This window comes from Umezawaea sp. (assembly GCF_057122925.1).
Genome location: NZ_DBNGPQ010000109.1, coordinates 17038 through 39560, shown reverse-complemented (window position 1 = coordinate 39560; position 22523 = coordinate 17038). Strand labels below are relative to the sequence as shown.

22 protein-coding genes are annotated in these 22523 nt (G+C 72.1%); 12 read left to right on the top strand and 10 right to left on the bottom strand.

Features of this window, described 5'->3' with window-relative positions; all coding sequences use genetic code 11:
* Nucleotides 1-65 precede the first annotated feature (65 nt).
* Nucleotides 66-938, top strand: a complete 873-nt coding sequence (locus AC156L_RS25025; protein ID WP_330873676.1) for a diacylglycerol/lipid kinase family protein — start codon at nucleotides 66-68, stop codon at nucleotides 936-938.
* 81 nt (nucleotides 939-1019) lie between these two features.
* Entirely contained in the window at nucleotides 1020-2162 is a 1143-nt protein-coding gene (locus AC156L_RS25020) for a cellulose-binding domain-containing protein (RefSeq protein WP_330873677.1), read from the top strand.
* Between the two features lie 6 nt (nucleotides 2163-2168).
* Here AC156L_RS25020 and AC156L_RS25015 read toward each other — a convergent pair whose 3' ends face one another.
* Nucleotides 2169-2732: a TetR/AcrR family transcriptional regulator gene (locus AC156L_RS25015; protein ID WP_330873678.1), complete on the bottom strand. Its 564-nt coding sequence runs from the start codon at nucleotides 2730-2732 to the stop codon at nucleotides 2169-2171.
* Nucleotides 2733-2809: 77 nt separating this feature from the next.
* On the opposite strand from AC156L_RS25015, the gene AC156L_RS25010 reads away from it, so the two are divergent.
* Nucleotides 2810-3511 carry an alpha/beta fold hydrolase gene (locus AC156L_RS25010; protein ID WP_330873679.1) on the top strand — a complete coding sequence of 234 codons (702 nt, stop codon included), beginning with the start codon at nucleotides 2810-2812 and terminating at the stop codon, nucleotides 3509-3511.
* Nucleotides 3512-3569: 58 nt separating this feature from the next.
* Here AC156L_RS25010 and AC156L_RS25005 read toward each other — a convergent pair whose 3' ends face one another.
* The 5 genes from AC156L_RS25005 to AC156L_RS24985 all read right to left on the bottom strand — a co-directional run bounded on the left by AC156L_RS25005 (nucleotide 3570) and on the right by AC156L_RS24985 (nucleotide 12224).
* Nucleotides 3570-5021, bottom strand: coding sequence for a glutamate synthase subunit beta (locus tag AC156L_RS25005; protein ID WP_330873680.1), 1452 nt, complete (start codon nucleotides 5019-5021; stop codon nucleotides 3570-3572).
* Nucleotides 5014-9570: a glutamate synthase large subunit gene (gltB, locus tag AC156L_RS25000; protein WP_484407311.1), complete on the bottom strand. Its 4557-nt coding sequence runs from the start codon at nucleotides 9568-9570 to the stop codon at nucleotides 5014-5016. The genes AC156L_RS25005 and gltB overlap by 8 nt, the downstream gene beginning before the upstream one ends.
* 371 nt (nucleotides 9571-9941) lie before the next feature.
* Nucleotides 9942-10694 (bottom strand): precorrin-6A synthase (deacetylating), encoded by a 753-nt coding sequence (cobF, locus tag AC156L_RS24995; RefSeq protein ID WP_330877289.1) that lies wholly within the window; start codon nucleotides 10692-10694, stop codon nucleotides 9942-9944.
* Entirely contained in the window at nucleotides 10691-10930 is a 240-nt protein-coding gene (locus AC156L_RS24990) for a hypothetical protein (RefSeq protein WP_330877288.1), read from the bottom strand. Before AC156L_RS24990 ends, cobF begins: the two co-directional genes overlap by 4 nt.
* Nucleotides 10931-11045: 115 nt before the next feature.
* The gene (locus tag AC156L_RS24985) at nucleotides 11046-12224 is read right to left on the bottom strand and encodes an AI-2E family transporter (RefSeq protein WP_330877287.1); all 1179 of its coding nucleotides are present in this window, start codon (nucleotides 12222-12224) and stop codon (nucleotides 11046-11048) included.
* 83 nt (nucleotides 12225-12307) lie between these two features.
* Between AC156L_RS24985 and AC156L_RS24980 the strand changes: the two genes are divergently transcribed.
* Complete coding sequence (locus AC156L_RS24980; protein ID WP_330877286.1) at nucleotides 12308-12550, top strand: hypothetical protein; 243 nt, start codon at nucleotides 12308-12310, stop codon at nucleotides 12548-12550.
* Here the strand turns inward: AC156L_RS24980 and AC156L_RS24975 are convergent.
* Nucleotides 12547-13383, bottom strand: a complete 837-nt coding sequence (locus tag AC156L_RS24975) for a patatin-like phospholipase family protein (RefSeq protein ID WP_330877285.1) — start codon at nucleotides 13381-13383, stop codon at nucleotides 12547-12549. The genes AC156L_RS24980 and AC156L_RS24975 overlap by 4 nt on opposite strands.
* A gap of 59 nt (nucleotides 13384-13442) precedes the next feature.
* On the opposite strand from AC156L_RS24975, the gene AC156L_RS24970 reads away from it, so the two are divergent.
* Both AC156L_RS24970 and AC156L_RS24965 read left to right on the top strand, forming a co-directional pair.
* A complete protein-coding gene (locus tag AC156L_RS24970; protein WP_330877284.1) occupies nucleotides 13443-14147 on the top strand; it encodes a VIT1/CCC1 transporter family protein in 705 nt (234 codons plus the stop codon).
* Nucleotides 14148-14161: 14 nt separating this feature from the next.
* Nucleotides 14162-14614 carry an SRPBCC family protein gene (locus AC156L_RS24965; RefSeq protein ID WP_330877283.1) on the top strand — a complete coding sequence of 151 codons (453 nt, stop codon included), beginning with the start codon at nucleotides 14162-14164 and terminating at the stop codon, nucleotides 14612-14614.
* Between the two features lie 7 nt (nucleotides 14615-14621).
* Here AC156L_RS24965 and AC156L_RS24960 read toward each other — a convergent pair whose 3' ends face one another.
* A complete protein-coding gene (locus tag AC156L_RS24960; RefSeq protein ID WP_330877282.1) occupies nucleotides 14622-15173 on the bottom strand; it encodes a hypothetical protein in 552 nt (183 codons plus the stop codon).
* A 29-nt stretch (nucleotides 15174-15202) separates the two neighbouring features.
* On the opposite strand from AC156L_RS24960, the gene AC156L_RS24955 reads away from it, so the two are divergent.
* The 3 genes from AC156L_RS24955 to AC156L_RS24945 all read left to right on the top strand — a co-directional run bounded on the left by AC156L_RS24955 (nucleotide 15203) and on the right by AC156L_RS24945 (nucleotide 18046).
* Entirely contained in the window at nucleotides 15203-15883 is a 681-nt protein-coding gene (locus tag AC156L_RS24955; RefSeq protein WP_330877281.1) for a response regulator transcription factor, read from the top strand.
* A complete protein-coding gene (locus AC156L_RS24950; protein WP_330877280.1) occupies nucleotides 15880-17166 on the top strand; it encodes a HAMP domain-containing sensor histidine kinase in 1287 nt (428 codons plus the stop codon). The genes AC156L_RS24955 and AC156L_RS24950 overlap by 4 nt, the downstream gene beginning before the upstream one ends.
* Before the next feature lie 136 nt (nucleotides 17167-17302).
* A complete protein-coding gene (locus AC156L_RS24945) occupies nucleotides 17303-18046 on the top strand; it encodes a CAP domain-containing protein (RefSeq protein WP_330877279.1) in 744 nt (247 codons plus the stop codon).
* Between the two features lie 75 nt (nucleotides 18047-18121).
* Here AC156L_RS24945 and AC156L_RS24940 read toward each other — a convergent pair whose 3' ends face one another.
* Entirely contained in the window at nucleotides 18122-18607 is a 486-nt protein-coding gene (locus tag AC156L_RS24940; protein WP_330877278.1) for an Lrp/AsnC family transcriptional regulator, read from the bottom strand.
* Nucleotides 18608-18719: 112 nt separating this feature from the next.
* Between AC156L_RS24940 and pdhA the strand changes: the two genes are divergently transcribed.
* From pdhA to AC156L_RS24925, 3 genes are read left to right on the top strand one after another with little or no spacing between them, the layout of a single operon-like run.
* The gene (gene pdhA / locus AC156L_RS24935) at nucleotides 18720-19811 is read left to right on the top strand and encodes a pyruvate dehydrogenase (acetyl-transferring) E1 component subunit alpha (protein ID WP_414719943.1); all 1092 of its coding nucleotides are present in this window, start codon (nucleotides 18720-18722) and stop codon (nucleotides 19809-19811) included.
* Nucleotides 19808-20800: an alpha-ketoacid dehydrogenase subunit beta gene (locus AC156L_RS24930; RefSeq protein ID WP_330877277.1), complete on the top strand. Its 993-nt coding sequence runs from the start codon at nucleotides 19808-19810 to the stop codon at nucleotides 20798-20800. Before pdhA ends, AC156L_RS24930 begins: the two co-directional genes overlap by 4 nt.
* The gene (locus AC156L_RS24925; RefSeq protein WP_484407308.1) at nucleotides 20793-21992 is read left to right on the top strand and encodes a dihydrolipoamide acetyltransferase family protein; all 1200 of its coding nucleotides are present in this window, start codon (nucleotides 20793-20795) and stop codon (nucleotides 21990-21992) included. Before AC156L_RS24930 ends, AC156L_RS24925 begins: the two co-directional genes overlap by 8 nt.
* Here AC156L_RS24925 and AC156L_RS24920 read toward each other — a convergent pair.
* Nucleotides 21989-22462: an anthrone oxygenase family protein gene (locus AC156L_RS24920; RefSeq protein WP_330877275.1), complete on the bottom strand. Its 474-nt coding sequence runs from the start codon at nucleotides 22460-22462 to the stop codon at nucleotides 21989-21991. The two genes, AC156L_RS24925 and AC156L_RS24920, sit on opposite strands and share 4 nt — an antisense overlap.
* Nucleotides 22463-22523 lie beyond the last annotated feature (61 nt).

Below are 22523 nucleotides of genomic sequence, written 5' to 3'. Positions count from 1 at the left end.
GCCGTGATCGCCGTGACCGGTATGCTCCCCCGACCGCCTCGACCGACCGGATGGGATCACGCACCATGACGCACGCGGCCCTCCTGGTGTGCCCGACGTCCGGCAAGGGCCGGGCCGCGCGGATGGCGGGCACGGTCGCCGCGAGCCTGCGCGAGGCCGTGGACCGGCTGGACCTCCACGTCGGCTACAGCGCCGCGGACACCGCCCGGCTGGCCCGCAAGGCCGTGGCCGACGGCGTCGACGTGCTGGTGGTGCTGGGCGGCGACGGCGGGGCGCACCTGGGCGTGCAGGCGTGCGCCGAGAGCGGCACGGCGCTGGCCGTGGTCCCTGCGGGCACCGGCAACGACCTCGCGGCGGTCCTCGGCACGACCGGGGTCGCCGACGTGGTCTCCCGGCTGCGGTCGGGGGAGCGCAGGCGACTGGACCTCGGCCTCGCCTCGAACGGCACGTGGTTCGCGACGGTGCTGTGCGCCGGGTTCGACTCGGCGGTCAACGAGCGCGCGAACGCCATGCGCTGGCCAGCCGGTCCCCGGCGCTACGACCTGGCGATCCTCGCCGAACTGGCGGCGCTGCGGGCGCTGCCGCTGGTCGTGGAGACCGAGCACGGCGTGGAGGAGGTGGACGCCACGCTCGTCGCGGTCGGCAACACGCCCAACTACGGCGGGGGCATCCCGATCTGCCCCGGTGCCGACCCGGCGGACGGCCTGTTCGACGTCACCGTGGTCACCGGGGTGAGCCGCACGGCCCTGGTGCGGATGCTGCCGACCCTGCGGACCGGCGGCCACGTGGAGCACGTGGCCGTGCGGACGCTCCGCGCTAGATCGGTCCGCCTCGCGGGTGACAACGGCTGGGTCGGGTACGCCGACGGCGAACGCGTCGAGGCCCTGCCGCTGACCGTCGAGTGCCGTCCGGGTGCGCTGTCCGTGGTGTCCGCCTAGGCCTGTCGGCCGATTTCCTTCTCGTGCGGTCTCCGTTACGGTCTGTGTCTGGGAACGCTCCCAGAACTCTAAGGAGTCACCGTGCCAAGGTTGTCGCGCGTGCTCGCCGCCCTGCTCGCCGGGGTGTCCGTCGGAGCGCTGGTGCTGGTGGGCGGCAACTCGGCCGCCGCGGCGCCCGCGTGCGTCGTCACCTACGAGCCGAACCAGTGGCAGGGCGGGTTCACCGCGAACGTCGGCGTCACCAACAACGGTGCCCCGGTCACGTCGTGGACGGTGACCTGGACCTACGCCGGCAGCCAGCAGGTCACCTCCGGCTGGAACGCCGACGTCCGCCAGACCGGCAAGCAGGTCACGGCGAAGAACGTCGCCCACAACGGCGCGCTCGCCACGGGTGGCAGCACGCAGTTCGGTTTCCAGGCCACGTTCTCGGGGACCAACGACGCGCCGGTCGACTTCGCGCTCAACGGCGTCGCCTGCAACGACCGGCCGCCGACGACCACCACCACGACGACCACGACGACGACCACCACCCCGCCCCAGCCCGGCACCTGCCCGACGGGCGCGGTGTGCGACGACTTCGAGCGGCAGACCGGCACGTCGCCCGGCGGGCTGTGGACCGTGGGCGCGGCCAACTGCACCGGCACGGGCACGGTCTCGGTGGACACCGCGGTGGCGCACGGCGGGTCCCGCTCGGTCCGCGTGGACGGCAAGGCGGGCTACTGCAACCACGTGTTCTTCGGCACCTCCGTCACCACCTCCGGGGTCCTGCGCGTCCGCTACTACCTGCGGCACACCACGGCGCTGCCCATGAGCCACGTGACGACGGCCGCGCTGAAGGACTCCGCCGACAACGGGCGCGACCTCCGGTTCGGCGGGCAGAACCAGGCGCTCCAGTGGAACCGCGAGTCCGACGACGCCACCCTGCCCGCGCAGAGCCCCGCCGGGGTGGCGCAGAGCGCGCCGCTGCCCGTGGACCGGTGGAACTGCGTGGAGTTCGAGGTCGACCGCGCGGGCGGGCTCCGCACGTGGCTCGACTCGCGCGAGATCGCGGGTCTGGTGGTGGACGGCGTGCCCACGCCCGACGTCGACCAGCAGTGGCTCGCCCGCTCCGGCTGGCGTCCGGCGCCGGTCGACCTGCGGCTGGGCTGGGAGAGCTACGGCGAGGGCGCCGACACCCTCTGGTTCGACGACGTGGTGATCAGCGGGTCCCCGATCGGCTGCTGAGCACGGTCACCCGGACGGCGTGGGGCGCAGCCCCGCGACGAGGGTCGCGACCATCCGCCGCGCGTCGTAGCGGGAGCTCTTGCCCGACCCCGCGCACAGGCTGCCGATCCCGAGCATCAGCTCGTGGGCGTCCTGCCCGGAGCGGACCTCGCCCGACGCCGCCGCCGCGTCGAGCAGCCTGCCGCACACGGGCACGAGCCGGTCGAGGAAGTACGAGTGCAGGGGGTCGAAGCAGGGGTCGTCGGACTGGAGCACGACGGCGAGCCCCTGCTTGGTCACCACGAAGTCGACGAACAGGTCGGCCCACCGCTCCAGCGCGGCGTACGGGCTCGGGCCCTCCGCCAGCAGCGCGGGTTCGGCCTCCACCAGTGATTCGACCTGGTGCCGGTAGACCGCGACGATGAGGTCCGCCCGCGTGGGGAAGTGGCGGTAGATCGTCGCCGTCCCCACGCCCGCCTCCGCCGCGATGGCCCTGATGGGCGCCTCCACGCCGGAGGTCACGAAGACCGCCGCCGCGGCGGCGAGCAGGTTCTCCTCGTTGCGCCGCGCGTCCGCGCGCTTGGTCGTCACACCCGTCCTCCTTGCTAACCGGGACAGTGTCCCATATCTTAAGCGGGACAGTGTCCCGTTTATGGCTGGAGAGAACCTTGACAACATACGTGCTGGTACACGGCGCCTGGCACAGCGGACGGGCCTGGGACAGGGTGGTCCCGCTGCTCGAATCGGCAGGCCACCGGGTGTACGCGCCCTCGCTGACCGGCTACGGCGACAAGGCCCACCTGCTCGGCCCCGAGGTGGGGCTCGACACCCACGTCGACGACGTCGTCGGGCTCATCACCGGCGAGGACCTCACCGACGTGGTGCTCGTGGGCCACAGCTACGCCGGGCTGGTCGTCTCCTCCGCCGCCAACCGGGTCCCGGACCGGATCGGACGCCTGGTGTACCTCGACGCGATGGTCCCCGAGCACGGCGAGACCGCCGCCGACGTCATGCCGATGAGCCGGTTCCTGATCGACCTGGCGCTGGGGTCCGAGAGCGGCTGGCGGGTCCCGCCGCTCCCCGAGACGCCCGATGGCCTGTTCGGGGTCACCGACCCGGACGACCTCGCCTGGCTGCGCTCGATGCTCTCGGACCAGCCGGTGCTCTGCCTCCAGCAGCCCGTCCACCTGGACGACCCGGCCGTGGCGGCGATCCCGCGCGCGCACGTCCACTGCACGGTCGGCAGGCCGGAGGGCTTCGAACACCGCCCCGTTCCGGCGGGGGAGGAGGTGTACGAGCTGGCCACCGGCCACGACTGCATGATCACCACGCCGGGCGAGCTGGCCGGACTGCTGCTCAAACTGGCCTGAGACGCCGAAGGGCCCTCGGGGACGCCGTTGTCCCCGAGGGCCCTCCAGGCACCGATCGTCAGGCGATCGGGCGGTCGGTCGGCTCGATGGGGCGGGGGAGCAGGTCGCGGCCGGTCAGGTACGCGTCGACGCCCGCGGCGGCCGAGCGGCCCTCCGCGATGGCCCACACGATCAGCGACTGGCCACGGCCCATGTCACCCGCGACGAACACGCCGTCGACGGTCGTGGCGAAGGAGCGGTCGCGGACGACGTTGCCGCGCGCGTCCAGCTCGACGCCCAGGTCCTCGACCAGACCCGCCTTCTCCGGTCCGAGGAAGCCCATGGCCAGGGTCACGAGCTGGGCCGGGATGACCCGCTCGGTGCCCTCGACCGGGACGAACTTCCCGGCCTCGAAGGCGACCTCGACCAGCTTGAGCGACTGGACGGCACCGTCCTCGTCGCCCTGGAACTCCACCGTGGACACCGCGTAGACCCGCTCGCCGCCCTCCTCGTGGGCGGAGGACACCCGGTAGACCATCGAGTACGTGGGCCACGGGTTGTTCGCGGCCCGCACCTCCGGCGGCCTCGGCATGATCTCCAGCTGGGTCACCGACGCCGCGCCCTGCCGGTGCGCGGTGCCGACGCAGTCCGCGCCGGTGTCACCGCCGCCGATCACGACGACGTGCTTGCCCTCGGCGTGGATCGGCGACCGGTCCAGGTCGCCGCGCGCCACCCGGTTCGCGGGCGGCAGGTACTCCATCGCCTGGTGCACGCCCTTGAGCGAACGGCCGGGGATCGGCAGGTCGCGCCACGCCGTGGCGCCGCCCGCCAGCACGACGGCGTCGTAGGAGGCCCGCAGCTCCTCGACTGTGACGTCTACCCCGACGTTGACCGACACCCGGAACTCGGTGCCCTCGGCCCGCATCTGGTCCAGCCGCCGGTCCAGCCGCCACTTCTCCATCTTGAACTCGGGGATGCCGTAGCGCAGCAGCCCGCCGATCGCGTCGGCCCGCTCCAGCACCACGACGTCGTGGCCCGCGCGGGTCAACTGCTGCGCGGCGGCCAGCCCCGCGGGCCCGGAACCCACCACGGCGACCTTCTTGCCGGTGCGGACCTCCGGCACCTGCGGGGTGACCCACCCCTCGTCCCACGCCCTGTCGATGATCGAGATCTCGACGCGCTTGATGGTCACCGGATCGTCGTTGATGCCGAGGACGCACGCGGTCTCGCAGGGGGCGGGGCACAGCGTCCCGGTGAACTCCGGGAAGTTGTTCGTGGCGTGCAGGCGCTCACTGGCGTCGCGCCAGTCCTGCCGCCACACCAGCGTGTTCCACTCCGGGATGAGGTTGCCCAGCGGGCAGCCCTGGTGGCAGAACGGGACGCCGCAGTCCATGCAGCGCCCGGCCTGCTTCTCCAGCCGCTGCCCCTCGAACTCCTCGTAGACCTCGCGCCAGTCCTTCAGGCGCAGGAACACCGGCCGGGTGGTCGGCACCTCGCGCTCGGTGGTGAGAAAACCCCTCGGGTCAGCCATGAGCGGCCTCCATGATCGCCTCGTTGACGTCGCGGCCGTCGCGCTCGGCCTGAGCCTGCGCCGCCAACACCCGCTTGAAGTCCTTCGGCATGACCTTCGTGAACCGCTCCGCGGCCACGTCCCAGTCCGCCAGCACACCGCGCGCCACGGCGGAGTCCGTCTCCGCGTAGTGGCGCTCGACGACGTCGTGCAGGAACTCGCGCTCGTCGTCGGTGAGCGGGTCGAGGTCGACCATCTCCGGGTTGACCCGCTGCGGTTGCAGGTCGAGCACGTAGGCGATGCCGCCGGACATGCCCGCCGCGAAGTTGCGGCCGGTCTGCCCGAGCACGACCACCCGGCCGCCGGTCATGTACTCGCAGCCGTGGTCGCCCACGCCCTCCACGACGGCCAGCGCCCCGGAGTTGCGGACGCAGAAGCGCTCGCCGACCCGGCCGCGCAGGAAGATCTCGCCGCCGGTCGCGCCGTAGCCGATCACGTTGCCCGCGATGGTGTTGTGCTCCGCGACGAACTGCGCGTCGGCCACCGGCCGGATGGTGATCCGGCCGCCGGACAGGCCCTTGCCGACGTAGTCGTTGCCGTCGCCGACCAGCCGCAGCGTGATGCCCTTCGGCAGGAACGCGCCGAACGACTGGCCCGCGGTGCCGGTGAAGGTGATGTCGATCGTGTCGTCCGGCAGCCCCTCACCGCCCCAGCGCCTGGTCAGCTCCGAGCCGAGCATGGTGCCTACCGTGCGGTTCACGTTGCGCACGGGCAGCTCCAGCCGCACCCGGTCGCCGGAGGACAGGGCGCCCTCGGCGAGCTGGATCAGCGTGTTGTCGAGCGCCTTCTCCAGACCGTGGTCCTGCGTCGTGGTCTGGTGCCGCGACGCGCGCGGCGGCAGCTCCGGCACGTGGAAGATCGGCGACAGGTCGAGACCCGCGGCCTTCCAGTGGTCGATCGCCTTGCGCTTGTCGAGCACCTCGGCGTGCCCGACGGCCTCCACGAGCGAGCGGAAACCGAGCTGCGCCAGCAGTTCCCTGACCTCCTGCGCGACGAACTCGAAGAAGTTCACCACGTGCTCGGCCTGGCCGGTGAACTTGGCGCGCAGCACCGGGTTCTGCGTCGCGACGCCGACCGGGCAGGTGTCCAGGTGGCACACGCGCATCATGACGCAGCCCGACACGACCAGCGGCGCGGTCGCGAAGCCGAACTCCTCCGCGCCGAGCAGCGCGGCGATCACGACGTCGCGGCCGGTCTTGAGCTGGCCGTCGGTCTGCACCACGATCCGGTCGCGCAACCTGTTGGCCAGCAACGTCTGCTGCGTCTCGGCGAGACCCAGCTCCCACGGTCCGCCCGCGTGCTTGAGGGAGGACAGGGGGGAGGCGCCGGTGCCGCCGTCGTGCCCGGAGATCAGCACCACGTCGGCGTGCGCCTTGGACACGCCCGCCGCGACCGTGCCGACACCGACCTCGGACACCAGCTTCACGTGGACGCGGGCGGCCGGGTTGGCGTTCTTCAGGTCGTGGATGAGCTGCGCGAGGTCCTCGATGGAGTAGATGTCGTGGTGCGGCGGTGGGGAGATGAGCCCGACGCCCGGCGTGGAGTGCCGCGTCTTCGCGATCCACGGGTACACCTTGGTGCCGGGCAGCTGCCCGCCCTCGCCGGGCTTCGCGCCCTGCGCCATCTTGATCTGGATGTCGTCGGCGTTCACCAGGTACTCGCTGGTGACGCCGAACCGGCCGGACGCCACCTGCTTGATCGCCGACCGGCGCAGGTCGCCGTTGGCGTCGCGGGTGTAGCGGTCGCTGTCCTCGCCGCCCTCACCGGTGTTGGACTTCGCGCCCAGCCGGTTCATCGCGATGGCCAGGACCTCGTGCATCTCCTTGGAGATCGAGCCGTAGGAGATGGCGCCGGTGGCGAACCGCTTGACGATCTCGGAGACCGGTTCGACCTCCTCGATCGGCACCGGGGGCCGCAGCCCCTCCTTGAACGCGAACAGCCCGCGCAGGGTCAGCAGCCGTTCCGACTGCTCGTCGACCGCGCGCGTGTACTCCTTGAAGACGTCGTAGCGCCCGGACCGGGTGGAGTGCTGGAGCTTGAAGATTGTCGTGGGGTTGAACAGGTGCGCCTCGCCCTCGCGACGCCACTGGTAGTCGCCGCCGACCTCCAGCTCGCGGTGGTTCGCGTGCATCCCGTCGGCCGGGAACGCCTTGCGGTGCCGCTTCGCCACCTCCTCGGCCAGCACGTCGAAGTCGACGCCGCCGAGCCGGGACGTGGTGCCGGTGAAGCAGTCGTCGATGACGGCCGACCCGATGCCGATCGCCTCGAAGATCTGCGCACCCGTGTAGGACGCGACCGTCGAGACGCCCATCTTCGACATCGTCTTGCGGACGCCCTTGCCCAGCGCCTTGATCAGGTTCCGGGCGGCGTGGTGCGGGTCGGTGTCGCCGAGCAGGCCGCGCCGGGCCAGGTCCTCCACGGTGCTCATCGCCAGGTACGGGTTCACGGCCTTGGCGCCGTACCCGACCAGCAGGGCCACGTGGTGCACCTCGCGGGCGTCACCGGACTCGACGATGAGCCCGACCTGCGTGCGGGTCTTCTCGCGCACCAGGTGGTGGTGCACCGCGCCGGTCAGCAGCAGCGACGGGATCGGCGCCTTCGTCGCGGTCACCCCGCGGTCGGACAGCACGATCACCCGCGCGCCGTCCTCGATGGCCTCCGACACCTCGGAGCGGATCTGGTCCAGCCGGGCCACCAGCGCCGCGCCGCCGCCGCGCACGTCGTACGTGCCGCGGACCGTGACGGCCTGGAACTCCGGGAACTCGCCGTCGTCGTTGACGTGCGTGATCTTGGCCAGCTCGTCGTTGTCCAGCACCGGGAACGGCAGGGTGATGCGCCTGCACGAGTCCGCGTCGGAGATCAGCAGGTTCGGCTCGGAGCCGACCGTGGTCTGCAACGAGGTGATCAGCTCTTCGCGGATCGAGTCCAGCGGCGGGTTGGTCACCTGGGCGAACAGCTGGGTGAAGTAGTCGAAGAGCTGCCGCGGCTTGTCCGACAGCGGCGCGAACGGGGCGTCGTTGCCCATCGAGCCGATCGGCTCCGCGCCGGAGGCCGCCATCGGCCGCAGGAGGACGTTCACCTCCTCCTCGGTGTAGCCGAAGGCCTGCTGCCGCACCACGAGCGACGCGTGCGACGGCACCTCGCGCTCCCGCACCGGCAGGTCGTCGAGCGCCACCAGGCCCTCGGCGGTCCACTCGGCGTACGGGTGCGCGGCGGCCAGCTCGCCCTTGATCTCGTCGTCGTCGATGATCCGACCGGCCGCGGTGTCCACGAGGAACATGCGGCCCGGCTCCAACCGTCCCTTCCGGACGATGGTCGCGGGGTCGAACTCCAGCACGCCGGCCTCGCTGCCGAGCACCACGAGCCCGTCCTCGGTGACCCAGTACCGGGCCGGGCGCAGGCCGTTGCGGTCCAGCACCGCGCCGATGACCGTGCCGTCGGTGAACGACACCAGCGCGGGCCCGTCCCACGGCTCCATGAGCGTGGCGTGGAACTCGTAGAACGCGCGCCGCGCGGGATCCATCTCGGTGTGGTTCTCCCACGCCTCCGGGATCATCATCAGCACCGCGTGCGGCAGCGACCGGCCGCCGAGGTGCAGCATCTCCAGCACCTCGTCGAACGAGGCGGAGTCGCTCGCGCCGCGGGTGATGACCGGGAAGATCCGCGAGAGGTCGCCGTCGATGACGTCGGAGGCGAGCGTCGACTCGCGGGCGTCCATCCAGTTCCGGTTGCCGCGCAGCGTGTTGATCTCGCCGTTGTGCGCCACGTACCGGTACGGGTGCGCCAGCGGCCACGACGGGAACGTGTTCGTGGAGAACCGGGAGTGCACCAGGCCGATGGAGCTGGTGACCCGCTCGTCGACCAGGTCCGGGAAGAACCGCTCCACCTGGGGCTCGGTCAGCATGCCCTTGTAGACGATCGTCCGCGCGGACAGCGACGGGAAGTACACGTCCGCCGCGTGCTCGGCGCGCTTGCGCACGACGAACGCCAACCGCTCCAACGCCAGCCCCTCGACGGCCGGGTTGCGCGGTGCGACGAACACCTGGGCGAAGTGCGGCATCGTCGTGGCCGCGGTCGGCCCGACGTGCTCGGTGTCGACCGGCAGGTCTCTCCAGCCCAGGACGTCGGCGTCCTCCTCGGCGGCGATCCGGCCGATCGTCTCGACGACCTCGGCGCGCGCGGCCGGGTCGACGGGCAGGAACGCCGTCCCCACGGCGTACCCACCGCCCTCCGGCAGCGCGAAGTCGACGACCTCGCGGTAGAAGTCGTGCGGCACCTGGATCAGGATCCCGGCACCGTCGCCCGTCTCGGGCTCCGCGCCCCGAGCACCCCGGTGCTCCAGGTTGCGCAGCGCGACGAGCGCCTTGGACACGATGTCGTGGTTGCGGCGTCCGGCCAGGTCGGCGACGAACGCGACTCCGCACGCGTCGTGCTCGAACTGCGGGTCGTACAGACCGGGTGTGGAGCTCGGGTGCTGCTTGTGGTGGGTCACAGCCTGCGGCCCTCCCATGACTAGTAGCTGAACAGGGGCTCACGTCGTTCGGGCACACGTCGGTGGCCGACGCCCAGCACGACGAGGTGTCGTGGGCACGGCCTGCTCGGGTACGGCGAAACGTCGGTTTGCTACCGGTGGTGATGACCGCACGCCGTTGTGCGGGAGGCACTGCGTGGTGCTCGCGCACTCGGCCGGATGGCGGATCGTGGTGCGCTGGGGTTGTGCGCCGGGGGTGACCCGGTCTTGTGACGATAGTGTGAATTCGCCGTTATGGCTCTAGTCCGTCCAGGGCTCGTGGGAAATCCCACCCCTTGTTGACATTCTCCCGGTGGCTGGAACAGCCGATGGGGTAGTCCGAACGGGTGTTCTCGCAGGTCGTTCGAGGGTCAGGGCTTGCGGCGCAGCAGGTAGGTGTCCATGATCCAGCCCTTGCGCTCCCGCGCCTCGGCCCTGGTGGCGGCGATCCGCTCGCCGACCTCGCCGACGGGGCCCGAGATGAGCAGTTCGTCCGGTGTCCCCACGTACGCGCCCCAGTAGACGTGCACGTCGTCGTCGACGCCGGTGAACGAGTTGTGCGCGTCCAGCATGACCACCACGTCGTCCACGTCGGCGGGGAAACCCTCGGCCAGCCGCCGCCCGGTGGTGATCTGCACGGGCCGCCCGACCCGGTTGAGGCTGGTCCGGTGCTTCGCGACCAGCGCCTGCACGCTGGTGATGCCGGGGACGACCTCGTAGTCGAACTCCACGCCGCCGCGCGCCAGGATGTCCTCGACGATCGCGAGCGTGCTGTCGTAGAGGGCGGGGTCGCCCCACACCAGGAACGCCCCGGTCTGCCCGTCCTCCAGCTCGGTGCGGATCAGCTCCTCGCACACGTCGGCCCGGCGGCGGCGCCAGTCGTGCACGGCCTCGGCGTACGCGGGCGTCGTCCGGTCGCGGTCCGGGTCGCGCGCCTCCACGACCCGGTAGTCCCGCTCGACGTGCCGGTCCAGGATCTCCTGCCGCACGTCCACCAGGTCCTGCTTCACCTCGCCCTTGTCGAGGACGAAGAACACGTCGACCCGGTTGAGCGCCTTGACCGCCTGGATGGTGACGTAGTCGGGGTCGCCCGCGCCGATGCCGATGAGGAGGATCTGCTTCACGGACCGGAGTCTGCCGGCTCCGAACCCCTCGGCCAGTCGTGCTCGCGCATGGCGCCGCGCACACACCCGGCGGCGGCGACGAGCAGCGTGGCCGCGAGCACCGCGGGCCACAGCGTGGCGGACGTGATCGCGATGGCGATGTTCGTGAGGCCCGTGAGGGCGAACAGGACGGCGGGCACCAACCAGGCCCGTTCATAACCCTGCGTGACCCGGTGTCTCACCGAATGGTCGATCATGGTGCTCCTCCAAGCCCTGTGACGCCCATATCGGCGGCACCCCGAGCGGGGTTACCCACTTTCGCCATGAATCACACGTGTTTCCGACGAGCGGTCGCTCCGGTGGGGCGGACGGTCACGCGCGGTCGAGCCTGGGGAAGAGGATCTCCCTGAACAGCAGGAGCACGGCCGCTGCCAGCGGAATCGCGACGATGGCCCCGACGACCCCCAGCAGGGTCCCCCCGATGAGGACGGCCGCGACCGTCACCACGTCGGGAACCTGGACCACCCGCCCCATGATCTTCGGAGCAAGGAGGTAGTTCTCCACGGTCTGGTAGACGATGAAGAAAATCGCCGTCGCGATGCCTACGGGGAGTGACACCGTCAGGGCGATGAGGCTCACGACGACCGCCGCGATGGTCGCCCCGACGGCCGGGATGAGGTCCAGGATCATCACGGCGATGGCGAGCAGGAGCGCGTAGGGGATGCCGAACACGATCAACCAGATGAACGTCACACCGCCCGCGATGAGCGAGATCAGCACGTTGCCGAGCACGTAGCCGCCGATCCTGGCGAACATCTGGTCGCCGATCAGGATCGCGCGGGGCCGCCGGGAACTCGGCACGAACCGGTACATCGTGCGGCGGATCGCGGGCAGGTAGCCGAGGAAGTACGCGGTCAGGATCAGCACGATGACCGTGTTCGTCAGCACCCCGAACACCATCCGGCCCGCGCCGAGGATCCCGTTCATCAGGGTGTCCTGGTTCGTGCTGAGCAGCTTCTGCACGCGGTCCCGCAGGTCGAAGCGCTCGTCCAGCTCGGAGACCCAGGAGCCCTTCGACGTCAGCTCGGTCAGGTACTCCGGCGCGCGGGACGCGAACTGCGTCGCCTGGTCGACCAGCGGGGTGATCGCCATGACCAGGAAGCCGACGAACACGGCGACCAGCGTCGCCAGCACGGTCGCGACCGCGGCGGCGCGGGGCCAGGCGTGCCGCGCGAGCCACGACACCGCGGGCTCCAGGCCCACCGCGAGGAAGAACGCCAGCCCGATGAGGACGAGCACGTCCCGCGTCCCCAGCACGAGCTGGGCGAGCACGTAGGTGACGGCGACCCCCGCCGCGCCCGCCATCCCGACGAAGAACGGGGACCGGCGGTCGAGGGGACGCCCGAGCCTGCCCAGCGGGCGCTCGTCGCTGCGCATCCGCTCCGCCTCGGCCTCCGCGTCGGCGATCGGCCCCTCGTCGTCCCGCTCGTGCGGTTGCGCGACCAGGTCGTGGTGCGCTCGGGACGCCGCCCCGTCAGCAGAATCGGACATGCCGCCCGGATGCCCTGGCGGTCCGCACAGAAAACCTGCAACCGCCTCACGGGGTTCCGCCGGTTCCGCGCGACTCCGGTGCCATGAGCGGACGCGCACCGGACCACGACCGAGGCCTCGCCTTCGACCTGGCGACGCTGAACCGGCGCCGCGTGCTCGCCCTCCTCGGCGGTGCGGGCCTCGCCACCCTCGTCGGCTGCGCGAGCGGGTCCGCCCCGGTCGCGTCGACCGCCGCCGGGTCGTCCTCCACCGCCGCGTCGGCGGCCGACTGCGCCGCGGAGATCCCGGACGAGACGGCGGGCCCGCACCCCGGCGTCGACCTCTAACGGCCCCAGGCCGCGCCCACCTCGTCGGCGAGGGCGAGCCCCTGGAGCCTGCCCGCGCGCGCCACCGGCTCCCTGGTCGTGGGGTCGAGCGGGTTGGGGCCGATCGCGGCCAGGCCCGCCTCGTCGACGTCGACCACCAGCACCTCGGACCCGTCCGCGCGCAGCGCCTCCACCTGCGGGGTGAGGGTGTCCACCTCCTCCACCACCATCGCCCTGAGCACCAGCACGACGTCGTGGCCCCGCGCGAGGTCCGCGTTCTCCGCGCTGCGGACGCCGCCGTCGACGTACCGGGCGCCGCCGATCGTGACCGGCGGCCAGATCACCGGCACCGCGCAGCTCGCCGTCACCGCGTCGACCAGCCCGACCCCGCTGTCCGCGTCGAAGACCCGCTCCAGCCCGGTCGCCGCGTCCACGGCCACCAGCCGCAGCGGCGTCGCGGGCCACGCGTCGACGGGTACCCGCGCGGCGATCACCTCCCGCCGACGCCCTTCGGCGACGGTGGGCGCGGCGAGCGCGGTCTGGCCGATCCGGCGGCGCACCTCGACGGGATCGGTGTCGCCGTCGGCGAAGCCGAACACCTCGGCCAGCCGGTCGAGGTCGAAGTCGGCGGCCAGTTCCGGGGCCTGCGCCCCCGGCTCCACCTGCCTGCGCAGCAGCTCGGGCAGCCCGAGGTCGCTGGTGATCTGCGCCGCGACCGACGCGCCCGCCGACGTGCCGACCACGAGGTCCGGCCGCGTCACGTCGACACCGCCCTCGGCCAGCCCGGCCAGGACGCCGATCTCCCAGGCGATGCCCGCCACCCCGCCGCCGCCGAGGACCAGTGCGCGTGTCATGCCTCCACCAGTACCACCGCGGATGGGCCGGAGCACCGGTCCCGTGCTTTGATCACCGCGTGGCCCATCCAGGAGAACCCCACCACGACGGCCTGGCGGGCAGGCTGAACTGGCTGCGGGCCGGTGTCCTCGGCGCCAACGACGGCATCGTGTCGACCGCCGGTCTGGTCGTCGGCGTCGCGGGCGCCACGACGGACCGCACGGCGATCCTCGCCGCGGGCGTCGCCGGTCTGGTCGCCGGGTCCCTGTCGATGGCGGGCGGCGAGTACGTGTCGGTCAGCACCCAGCGCGACACCGAGAGCGCCGCGCTGGACAAGGAGCGCGCCGAACTCCGGGACACGCCCGTCGAGGAGGAGCGCGAACTCGCCGCGATCTACCGGGACAAGGGGTTGTCGGCGGACCTCGCCGACGAGGTCGCGGCGGAGCTGACCCGCAAGGACGCGCTGCGCGCGCACGCCGACGCCGAACTCCGGATCGACCCGGACAACCTGACCAGCCCGTGGCAGGCGGCCTGGGCGTCGCTGGTCGCGTTCGCGCTCGGCGCCCTGGTGCCGGTCGTCGCGATCACGGCCCCGCCCGTCTCGTGGCGCGTGTGGACGTGCGTCGTCGCCGTCGTGCTCGGGCTCGTGGTGACCGGGATCATCAGTTCGAGGCTCGGCGGGGGCGAACCGCGCAGGGCGGTCGCGCGGAACGTACTCGTGGGAAGCCTGACGATGGTGATCACCTACTACGCGGGTGTCCTGTTCGGCGTCACGGTCGGTTAGCGGGAGGGAAGCACGTGGACGAGGTGCGCGCGGTCGACACCGGAGCTCGGACGGTCACCAGGCAGGTGGTGGTGAACGCCCCGGCGGCGACGCTGTTCGCCATGCTCGCCGACCCCCGCAGGCACGGCGAGGTCGACGGGTCCGGCACGGTGCTCAGCGGGGTGCGCGGCCCCGCCCGCCTCAGCGAGGGCGCGGAGTTCTCCGTCGCCATGAGGATGTACGGCGTCCCCTACCGCATCACCAGTCGCGTGACCGCGTTCGAGGACGGCAGGCTGATCGAGTGGCGCCACCCGATGGGCCACCGCTGGCGGTGGACGTTCGAGGAGCACGAGGGCCGCACGACGGTGACCGAGACGTTCGACTACACCACCGCCCGCTCGCCGAAGGCGCTGGAACTGCTGAGGATGCCCGCCCTCAACGCGAAGGGCATCAGGGCGACGCTGACCGGGCTGCGCGACCGGTTCTAGCGGCGGCTCAGCCCGACTCGGTGATCTTCCAGCGGGGGCCGTCCTGCCAGTTCGCCTCCAGCTTGGACTTCTCCGTCGCGCTCTGGAACTCCACCACCAGGGTCGTCCCGGCGGGCTGCTGCACGGACACCGCGAAGCCCTGCCGGGGCGTCGCCGAGATCGTCTGCACGGAGTCGGCTCCGAACCGGACGGCCAGTTCCCCGCCGTCGAGCTGGAAGCTGCGGAGGTAGACCTGCTTCCCGTTCTCCTCCGTCCAACTGCCCTCGGTGGACGCCAGCCGCGCGGGTGAGGTCGCCGTCGTCGTCGGTGACGACGGCGTGGCCGACGCCGACGAGCTGGGCGGGGCGGAGGACGAGGGCGGCGCCGTGGGTCGGGGAGTGGTCGTCGTGGTGGCGGAGCTGGGCGTGGCGCTGCTGGCCACGAGGGTCTGACCGGTGACCACCTGCGGTCTCTGCTGGACACCCGCGTCGAGGACGGAGCGGACGCCGAGCCAGGACAGCGCCACGGCGACGGCCGTCGATGCCAGCCAGGCCGCGATGTACCGGATGCCATGTGCCACGGGTGGCATCCTGCCAGTACCTTCCTCCCATGCCTTCGGTGCTGCTCGTGGAGGACGATCCGGTGGTGCGGTCGGCCGTGACCAGGGCCCTCACCGCGCTCGGCAACGCGGTCACCCCCGTGGGGACCGCGCTGGACGCGTTGCGGGAGATCACGTCGGGCACGTTCGACGTGGTCGTGCTGGACCTCGGCCTGCCGGACATGGACGGCGGCGACGCCCTGCGCATGATGCGCGGGGTGTGCGACGTGCCCGTGATCGTGGCGACCGCGCGCGACGACGAGACGGAGATCGTGCGCCTGCTGAACGCGGGCGCCGACGACTACCTGGTGAAGCCGTTCTCCAGCGACCACCTCGCGGCGCGACTGGCCGCCGTGCTGCGCCGGGCCAGACGCGACGACGCCCACGAGCCGCTGCGGGTCGGCGAGCTGGTGGTGGACCTGGAGCGGCGCGAGGCGTCGCTGGGGTCGCGGACGCTCGCGTTGACGCGCAAGGAGTTCGACCTGCTCGCCTACCTGGCGGCCCGCGAGGGCAAGGTCGTGCCGCGCGCCGAACTCCTGTCGAACCTGTGGAACATGCCGGGCAACCAGGACGACCAGACGCTGGACGTCCACCTGTCCTGGCTGCGCCGCAAGCTCGGTGAACGCGCCGCGGCACCCCGCTACCTGCACACCGTGCGCGGTGTCGGCTTCAAGCTGACGGCGGCTGGGTGAGGCGCTCGCTCGCGCTCGTCGCCCTCGCGGTCACGTCCATGATCGCGTTGGCGTTCCTCATCCCCCTGGCGATGGTGGTGGCACAGCTCGCCGAGGACCGCGCACTCGCCGAAGCCGAACGCCAGGCCGTGGCGCTCACACCCGTCCTGGTCATCACCAACGAGCCGAGGGCCGTCGAGCAGGCGCTCGCCAGCACGCAGTACGGCGGTGCGGGCCGGATCGCGGTGCACCTGCCGGGCGGGCAGGTGCTCGGGTTCGTGAAGTCGACGCCCGAGCAGCTCGCCACCGCGAAGGAGGAGGGCAAGTCGTTCACCGCGTCGGTGTCCGACGGCCGCGTCTACCTCCAGCCCGTGGTGCTCGACCGCGGCCGGGTGGCCGTCGTGGAGGCGTTCATCCCCGAGGCCGACCTGTCCAGGGGTGTCGAGTCGGCGTGGCTCGCGCTGTCCGGCGTCGCCATCGTGCTGGTGCTCGGGTCGGTGCTGGTGGCCGACCGGCTGGGCGCGCGGGTCGTGAGCGCGGCCTCCGCGCTGGCCGACGGCGCCCGGAAGATGGAGCAGGGCGACCTGGGCGCGCGGGTGGAGCCCACGGGGCCGCCGGAACTGGTCGAGGCGGGCGGCGCGTTCAACCGCATGGCGGCGCGGATAGGTCAGCTGGTGGCCTCCGAACGAGAAGTCCTCGCGGACCTGTCGCACCGCCTGCGCACACCGCTGACCGCGCTGCGGCTCGATTCCGAAACCCTCGGCACCGACAGCAGCGCGAACCGCGTCCGCCAAGCCGTGCACGCGCTGGAGCGCGAGGTCAACGAACTCATCCGCGCGGCCCGCCGCGAACTCGCCGACCCGGACAGCAACCGGTGCGACGCGGCCCTCGTGGTGCAGGACCGGCTGGTGTTCTGGTCGGCGCTGGCCGACGACCAGCAGCGCCTGTGGAACCTGCGCGGCACCGAGAAGCGGGCCATGGTGGGCCTCGCCAGGTCCGACCTCGCGGCCGCGATGGACGCCGTGATCGGCAACATCTTCCGGCACACGCCGGAGGGCACGAACTTCGTGGTGGCCCTGTTCCACCAGGCCGAACGCGTCGTCATCGTCATCGAGGACGCCGGTCCCGGCATCCCGGACGCGGAGGCCGCGATGCGGCGCGGCGTGAGCGGAGCGGGCTCGACCGGACTGGGCATGGACATCGTCCGCCGGGCGGCCGAGGCGACCGGCGGCTCGCTGCGGATCGACCGAGGACCGCTGGGCGGCACGCGGGTCCAGCTGCGTCTGACCAGGCTGCCGGACTGATCGGCGGAATAACTTTAATTATCCTGATGTCTACATTAAATGTTCCATAAATAATCGTTCCTTGACATTGTTTCGAATGCGACTAGGGTTTTGCGAGGTCTTTGTTTCCCCAATGTCGCAGAAGAGGAACTCCGCCGTGCCACGCACCACAACCGCCATCCGCTCGCTCCTGCTGGCCGTCAGCGCCGCCGTGCTGGTCGCCGGGTGCGAAGGCGGTGGCACCGTCGGTGCGGGCGGTGGCGGCGGGTTCGTGACCCAGACGCCGAGCGCGGTCGCCACCTCGCAGTCCACGGCCGCGCTGGTCGGCGAGACCGGGTCGACGGCGGGGTCCAGCAGCAGCGCGGCCCCGAGCAGCAGCGCGGAGTCGTCCGCGCCGACCACCACGACCACGACCACCACCAGCGAGACGTCCTCGGTCGCGCCGCCCGTGGAGAACACGCCCGAGCCGCCCGCCGACCCGCCCGCGCCGCCGGTGGAGCAGACCCCGCCGCCGACCGAGGCGCAGGGCCAGGAGGCGAAGGTCCTGGAGATCACCAACCGGGAGCGCGCCGCCGCGGGCTGCCCGGCGCTGAAGGCCGACGACCGCCTCGCGGCCGCCGCCCGCGGCCACAGCGAGGACATGGCCAAGCAGAACTACTTCGACCACAAGTCGAAGGACGGCCGCTCGTTCGTCGACCGCATCAAGGCCGCGGGCTACCCCAGCCCCGGCGCGGAGAACATCGCCGCGGGCCAGCCCACGCCCGAGGCCGTCATGAAGGGCTGGATGGAGTCGCCCGGCCACCGCGCGAACATCCTCAACTGCGGCCTCACGTCACTGGGCACCGGCGTCGCCAAGGGCGGCTCGTTCGGCATCTACTGGACCCAGAACTTCGGCTGGTAGGCCCGCCCGCCCGACCGGGCGGCGCTCCCACGATCTCAGGCACCCCGAGCCCTGCACTCGGGGTGCCTGTCCACGTCAGTCCACGGGCGAGTGCAGTTCGTCCAGCACCAGCACGGTGTGGCTGGACGTCACGTCCGGCATCGTCTGGAGCCGGTTCAGCACCAGGTCCCGCAGGCTGTGCGCGTCCGGCGCCCGCACCAGCAGCACCAGGTCGTGGTCGCCGGACACCAGCGCCCCGTGCCACACCTCGGGGATCTCCAGGATCCGCCGCCGCACCGCCTTCCACGAGTGCTGGCTGATCTTCAGGTACACGTACGCCGAGATCCCGAACCCGTACCGCTCCGGGTCCACGTCGGCGCTGTACCCGGTGATCACCTTGTCGCGGTGCAGCCGGTCCACGCGCGAGTACGCGCTCGCGCGCGAGATGTGCAGCCGCTCGGCCAGCGCCCGCATCGACAGCCGACCGTCGCCGCGCAGCTCCTCCACGATCCGCCGGTCGGTGTCGTCCAGGGGTTCCAGACGTCCAGTCGACGTGGTGTTCACGCGTGGCTTGGTGGGCATCTGGCCACGATAACCGCCGCTCACGGCCGTTCGTCCAGGGAAGACGCCCAGATCTAGAACATTGGCAGTGACCCGGTTCACCATGGGCCTCACCCCGGCCCGAGGAGGACACGTGGCACGCACCAGCCTGCCCGCGCGGGAGCGCTCGCTGCTCCCGACGGACGCGCCGTTGTCCCTGCTGACGAAGACCGGCCAGCCGGTCGTCGACCCCGAGCTGACGATGCCGGACGACGACGTGCTGCTGGAGCTGCACCGCCGCATGGTCGTCGGCCGCCGCTTCGACACCCAGGCCACCGCGCTGACCCGCCAGGGGCGGCTCGCGGTCTACCCGTCGTCGCGCGGCCAGGAGGCGTGCGAGGTCGGGTCGGTGCTGGCGCTGCGCGAGCAGGACTGGCTGTTCCCGACCTACCGCGACTCGGTCGCGCTGGTGACCAGGGGCGTCCCGGCGGGGGAGACGCTGACGCTGCTCCAGGGCGGCTGGCACTCGGGCTACGACCCGCACGAGCACCGGGTGGCCCCGCAGTGCACGCCGCTCGCCACCAACACGCTGCACGCCGTGGGCCTCGCGCACGCCGCGACGCTCAAGGGCGAGGACACCGTGGCGCTGGTGCTGCTCGGCGACGGCGCCACCAGCGAGGGCGACACGCACGAGGCGCTGAACTTCGCCGCGGTGTGGCGGGCGCCCGTGGTGTTCCTGGTGCAGAACAACGGCTACGCGATCAGCGTGCCCATGAGCAAGCAGAACATCGCGCCCTCGTTGGCGCACAAGGGCATCGGCTACGGCGTGCCGTCCGTGCTGGTCGACGGCAACGACCCGGCCGCGCTCTACGCCGTCGTGCGGGACGCCGTCCGCGCCGCCGCCGAGGGCGGTGGCCCGACGCTGGTCGAGGCCCTGACCTACCGGGTCGAGGCGCACACCAACGCCGACGACGCGACCCGCTACCGCGACGCCGACGAGGTGGCCGCGTGGCTGGACCGCGACCCCGTCGACCGCATCGAGGCCTACCTGACCGCGCGCGGCCTGCTGGACGACGCCCGCCGCGCGTCCGTCGCCGCCGAGGCCGAGGCCTTCGCCGCGGGCGTGCGCGAGGTGATGAACGCCGACGTCGAGGTCGACCCGGCCGAGCTGTTCGAGCACGTCTACGCCGAGCCGACCCGGCAGCTTCGGGAGCAGGCCGCGCTGCTCGCGGGGGAACTGGCATGAGCACGATGTCGATGTCCGGCGCGCTGAACCTGGCGCTCGCCGACGCCCTCGACGCCGACGAGCGCGTGCTCGTCTTCGGCGAGGACGTCGGCCCGCTCGGCGGTGTCTTCCGGGTCACCGACGGGCTCGCCGCGCGGTTCGGCGACCGGCGGGTGTTCGACACCCCGCTCGCGGAGTCCGGCATCGTCGGCACCGCGATCGGCATGGCCGTGAACGGGATGCGCCCGGTCGTGGAGATGCAGTTCGACGCGTTCGCCTACCCGGCGTTCGAGCAGATCACCAGCCACCTGGCCAAGATGCGCAACCGCACGCGCGGCACGGTGGAGGTGCCCGTCGTCATCCGCATCCCCTACGGCGGCGGCATCGGCGGCGTCGAGCACCACTGCGACTCCTCGGAGGCCTACTACACGCACACCTCCGGGCTGCGGGTCGTCACGCCCGGCACCCCGCAGGACGGCTACGACCTGCTGCGCGACGCGATCGACTCGCCGGACCCGGTGATCTTCCTCGAACCCAAGCGCCGCTACTGGTCCAAGGGCGAGGTCGTGGCGGGCCGCCCGCGGACCGGGTTCGACCGCGCGCTGGTCCGCAGGCCCGGCAACGACGTCACGCTGATCGCGTACGGGCCGATGGTCGCGACCGCGCTGGAGACCGCGGAGGCCGCGAAGGAGGAGGGCTGGGACGTCGAGGTCGTCGACCTGCGCAGCCTGTCGCCGTTCGACGACGAGACGGTGTGCGAGTCGGTGCGCCGCACCGGGCGCGCGGTCGTCGTGCACGAGGCGGCCGGGTTCGGCGGCTACGGCGCGGAGGTCGTCGCGCGCGTCACCGAGCGCTGCTTCCACCACCTGCACGCCCCGGTGCTGCGGGTGACCGGTTTCGACGTCCCCTACCCGCCGCCGAAGCTGGAGGAGCACTTCCTGCCCGGCGTGGACCGGATCCTGGACACCATCGGTCGGCTCCAGTGGGACGACGAGGTGTGCGGTGCCTGACTTCCTGCTGCCCGACCTCGGCGAAGGGCTGACCGAGGGCGAGATCGTCACGTGGCTGGTGTCGGTGGGGGACAGGGTGTCCGTCGACCAGCCGGTCGTGGAGGTCGAGACCGCCAAGGCCGTCGTCGAGGTGCCGTGCCCGTACGAGGGCGTCGTCACCGCCACCCACGGCCGGGCCGGTGAGTCGCTGGCCGTCGGGTCCGTGCTGCTGACCGTGGGCGGCGAGGGGTTCCAGGAGCCCGGCGTCGTCGTGCCCGAAGAGGGCAGCGGCAACGTCCTCATCGGCTACGGCACCTCCGAGGCGCCGCGCCGCAAGCGCGGGCGAGCCCGAGCGGCGGCTGCGCCCACCACCACCGCGCCCACGGCCACCGCGCCCGGTGTGATCTCGCCGCTGGTCCGCAAACTGGCGCGGGACAACGGGGTCGACGTCGGCGCGCTCACGGGCAGCGGCCCCGACGGGATCGTCCGCCGTCACGACGTGGAGGAGGAACTGGCCCGCCGGGCCACCCCCGCGCCGACGTCCGGAGGCCGCCGGATCCCGTTGAGGGGTCTGCGGAAGACCGTGGCGGACAAGCTCTCCACGTCCCGCCGCGAGATCCCCGAGGCGACGGTGTGGGTCGACGTCGACGCCACCGCGTTCCTCGCCGCCCGCGCCGCCCTCAAGGACGTCGGGCTGCTCGCCCTGCTGGCCCGCTTCACCGTGCTGGGCCTGACGAAGTTCCCCGAGCTGAACTCCAGGGTGGAGGGTGACGAGGTCGTGGTGCTCGACCACGTCAACCTCGGCTTCGCCGCGCAGACCGACCGCGGACTGGTCGTCCCCGTGGTGAGGAACGCCCACGACCTGACCACGAGCGAGCTGTCGGCGGCGCTGGCCGACCGCACCGCCGCCGCCCGCGCGGGCACGCTGACGCCCGCGGACCTCACCGGAGGCACCTTCACGGTCAACAACTACGGCGTGTTCGGAGTGGACGGTTCGGCCGCGATCATCAACCACCCCGAGGCAGCGATCCTCGGCATGGGCCGGATCATCGACCGGCCGTGGGTGGTCGACGGGCGGCTGGCCGTGCGCAAGGTCTGCGAGCTGACGCTGGCGTTCGACCACCGGGTCTGCGACGGCGGCGTGGCGGGCGGGTTCCTGAGGTACGTCGCGGACCGCGTCGAGTCACCGGTGTCCGCACTGGGCGACCTCTAGGCCCGCAGCGCCAGCACCAGGCACAGGAACCCGGCGGTCGACGTGACCGCGCGGGCGGTGTTCCAGCGCACCCACGTGGTCTCGAAGCTCGCGCGCACGGCCGCCGGGTCGGGGATCGCCGACGGTGGGCCCGCGGCGTCGAGCGCGTTGTTCAGCGGGACGTTGACCGTTCCGGTGATCACGACCGTCGCCAGGTGGAGCACCGCGCCCGCGACGACGAGGCCGAACCCGGCGCGGCCGAGGTGCAGGACCGCCGCCAGCGCGCCCAGCACCGCCGCGCCGAGGAACGCGACCAGGAACCAGCCGTTGACGATGGCGACGTTGATCCGCCGCATCGTGTCGACGAACGCCCGGTCGTCGACGCCCCTGAGCGCGGGCATCACCGAGCAGGCGTAGGAGTAGAAGAGGCCCGCGACGAGCCCGGTGGCCAGGGTGGCCGCGATCAGCGCGGCGGCGCGCAAGGTGTCCATGCCGTCCAGTGAAGTGCGCGGGCCCGTCCCAGGCCATCGTCCGGGCGCTCCCGGACGTGCG

Bases quoted from the DNA above. Each gene is read 5' to 3' on its own strand.
- AC156L_RS25025 (WP_330873676.1), top strand. From the start codon at position 66: ATGACGCACGCGGCCCTCCTGGTGTGCCCGACGTCCGGCAAGGGCCGG.
- AC156L_RS25005 (WP_330873680.1), bottom strand. From the start codon at position 5,021: ATGGCTGACCCGAGGGGTTTTCTCACCACCGAGCGCGAGGTGCCGACC.
- gltB (WP_484407311.1), bottom strand. From the start codon at position 9,570: ATGGGAGGGCCGCAGGCTGTGACCCACCACAAGCAGCACCCGAGCTCC.
- AC156L_RS24990 (WP_330877288.1), bottom strand. From the start codon at position 10,930: ATGATCGACCATTCGGTGAGACACCGGGTCACGCAGGGTTATGAACGG.
- AC156L_RS24985 (WP_330877287.1), bottom strand. From the start codon at position 12,224: ATGTCCGATTCTGCTGACGGGGCGGCGTCCCGAGCGCACCACGACCTG.
- AC156L_RS24980 (WP_330877286.1), top strand. From the start codon at position 12,308: ATGAGCGGACGCGCACCGGACCACGACCGAGGCCTCGCCTTCGACCTG.
- AC156L_RS24975 (WP_330877285.1), bottom strand. From the start codon at position 13,383: ATGACACGCGCACTGGTCCTCGGCGGCGGCGGGGTGGCGGGCATCGCC.
- AC156L_RS24955 (WP_330877281.1), top strand. From the start codon at position 15,203: ATGCCTTCGGTGCTGCTCGTGGAGGACGATCCGGTGGTGCGGTCGGCC.
- AC156L_RS24940 (WP_330877278.1), bottom strand. From the start codon at position 18,607: ATGCCCACCAAGCCACGCGTGAACACCACGTCGACTGGACGTCTGGAA.
- AC156L_RS24930 (WP_330877277.1), top strand. From the start codon at position 19,808: ATGAGCACGATGTCGATGTCCGGCGCGCTGAACCTGGCGCTCGCCGAC.
- AC156L_RS24920 (WP_330877275.1), bottom strand. From the start codon at position 22,462: ATGGACACCTTGCGCGCCGCCGCGCTGATCGCGGCCACCCTGGCCACC.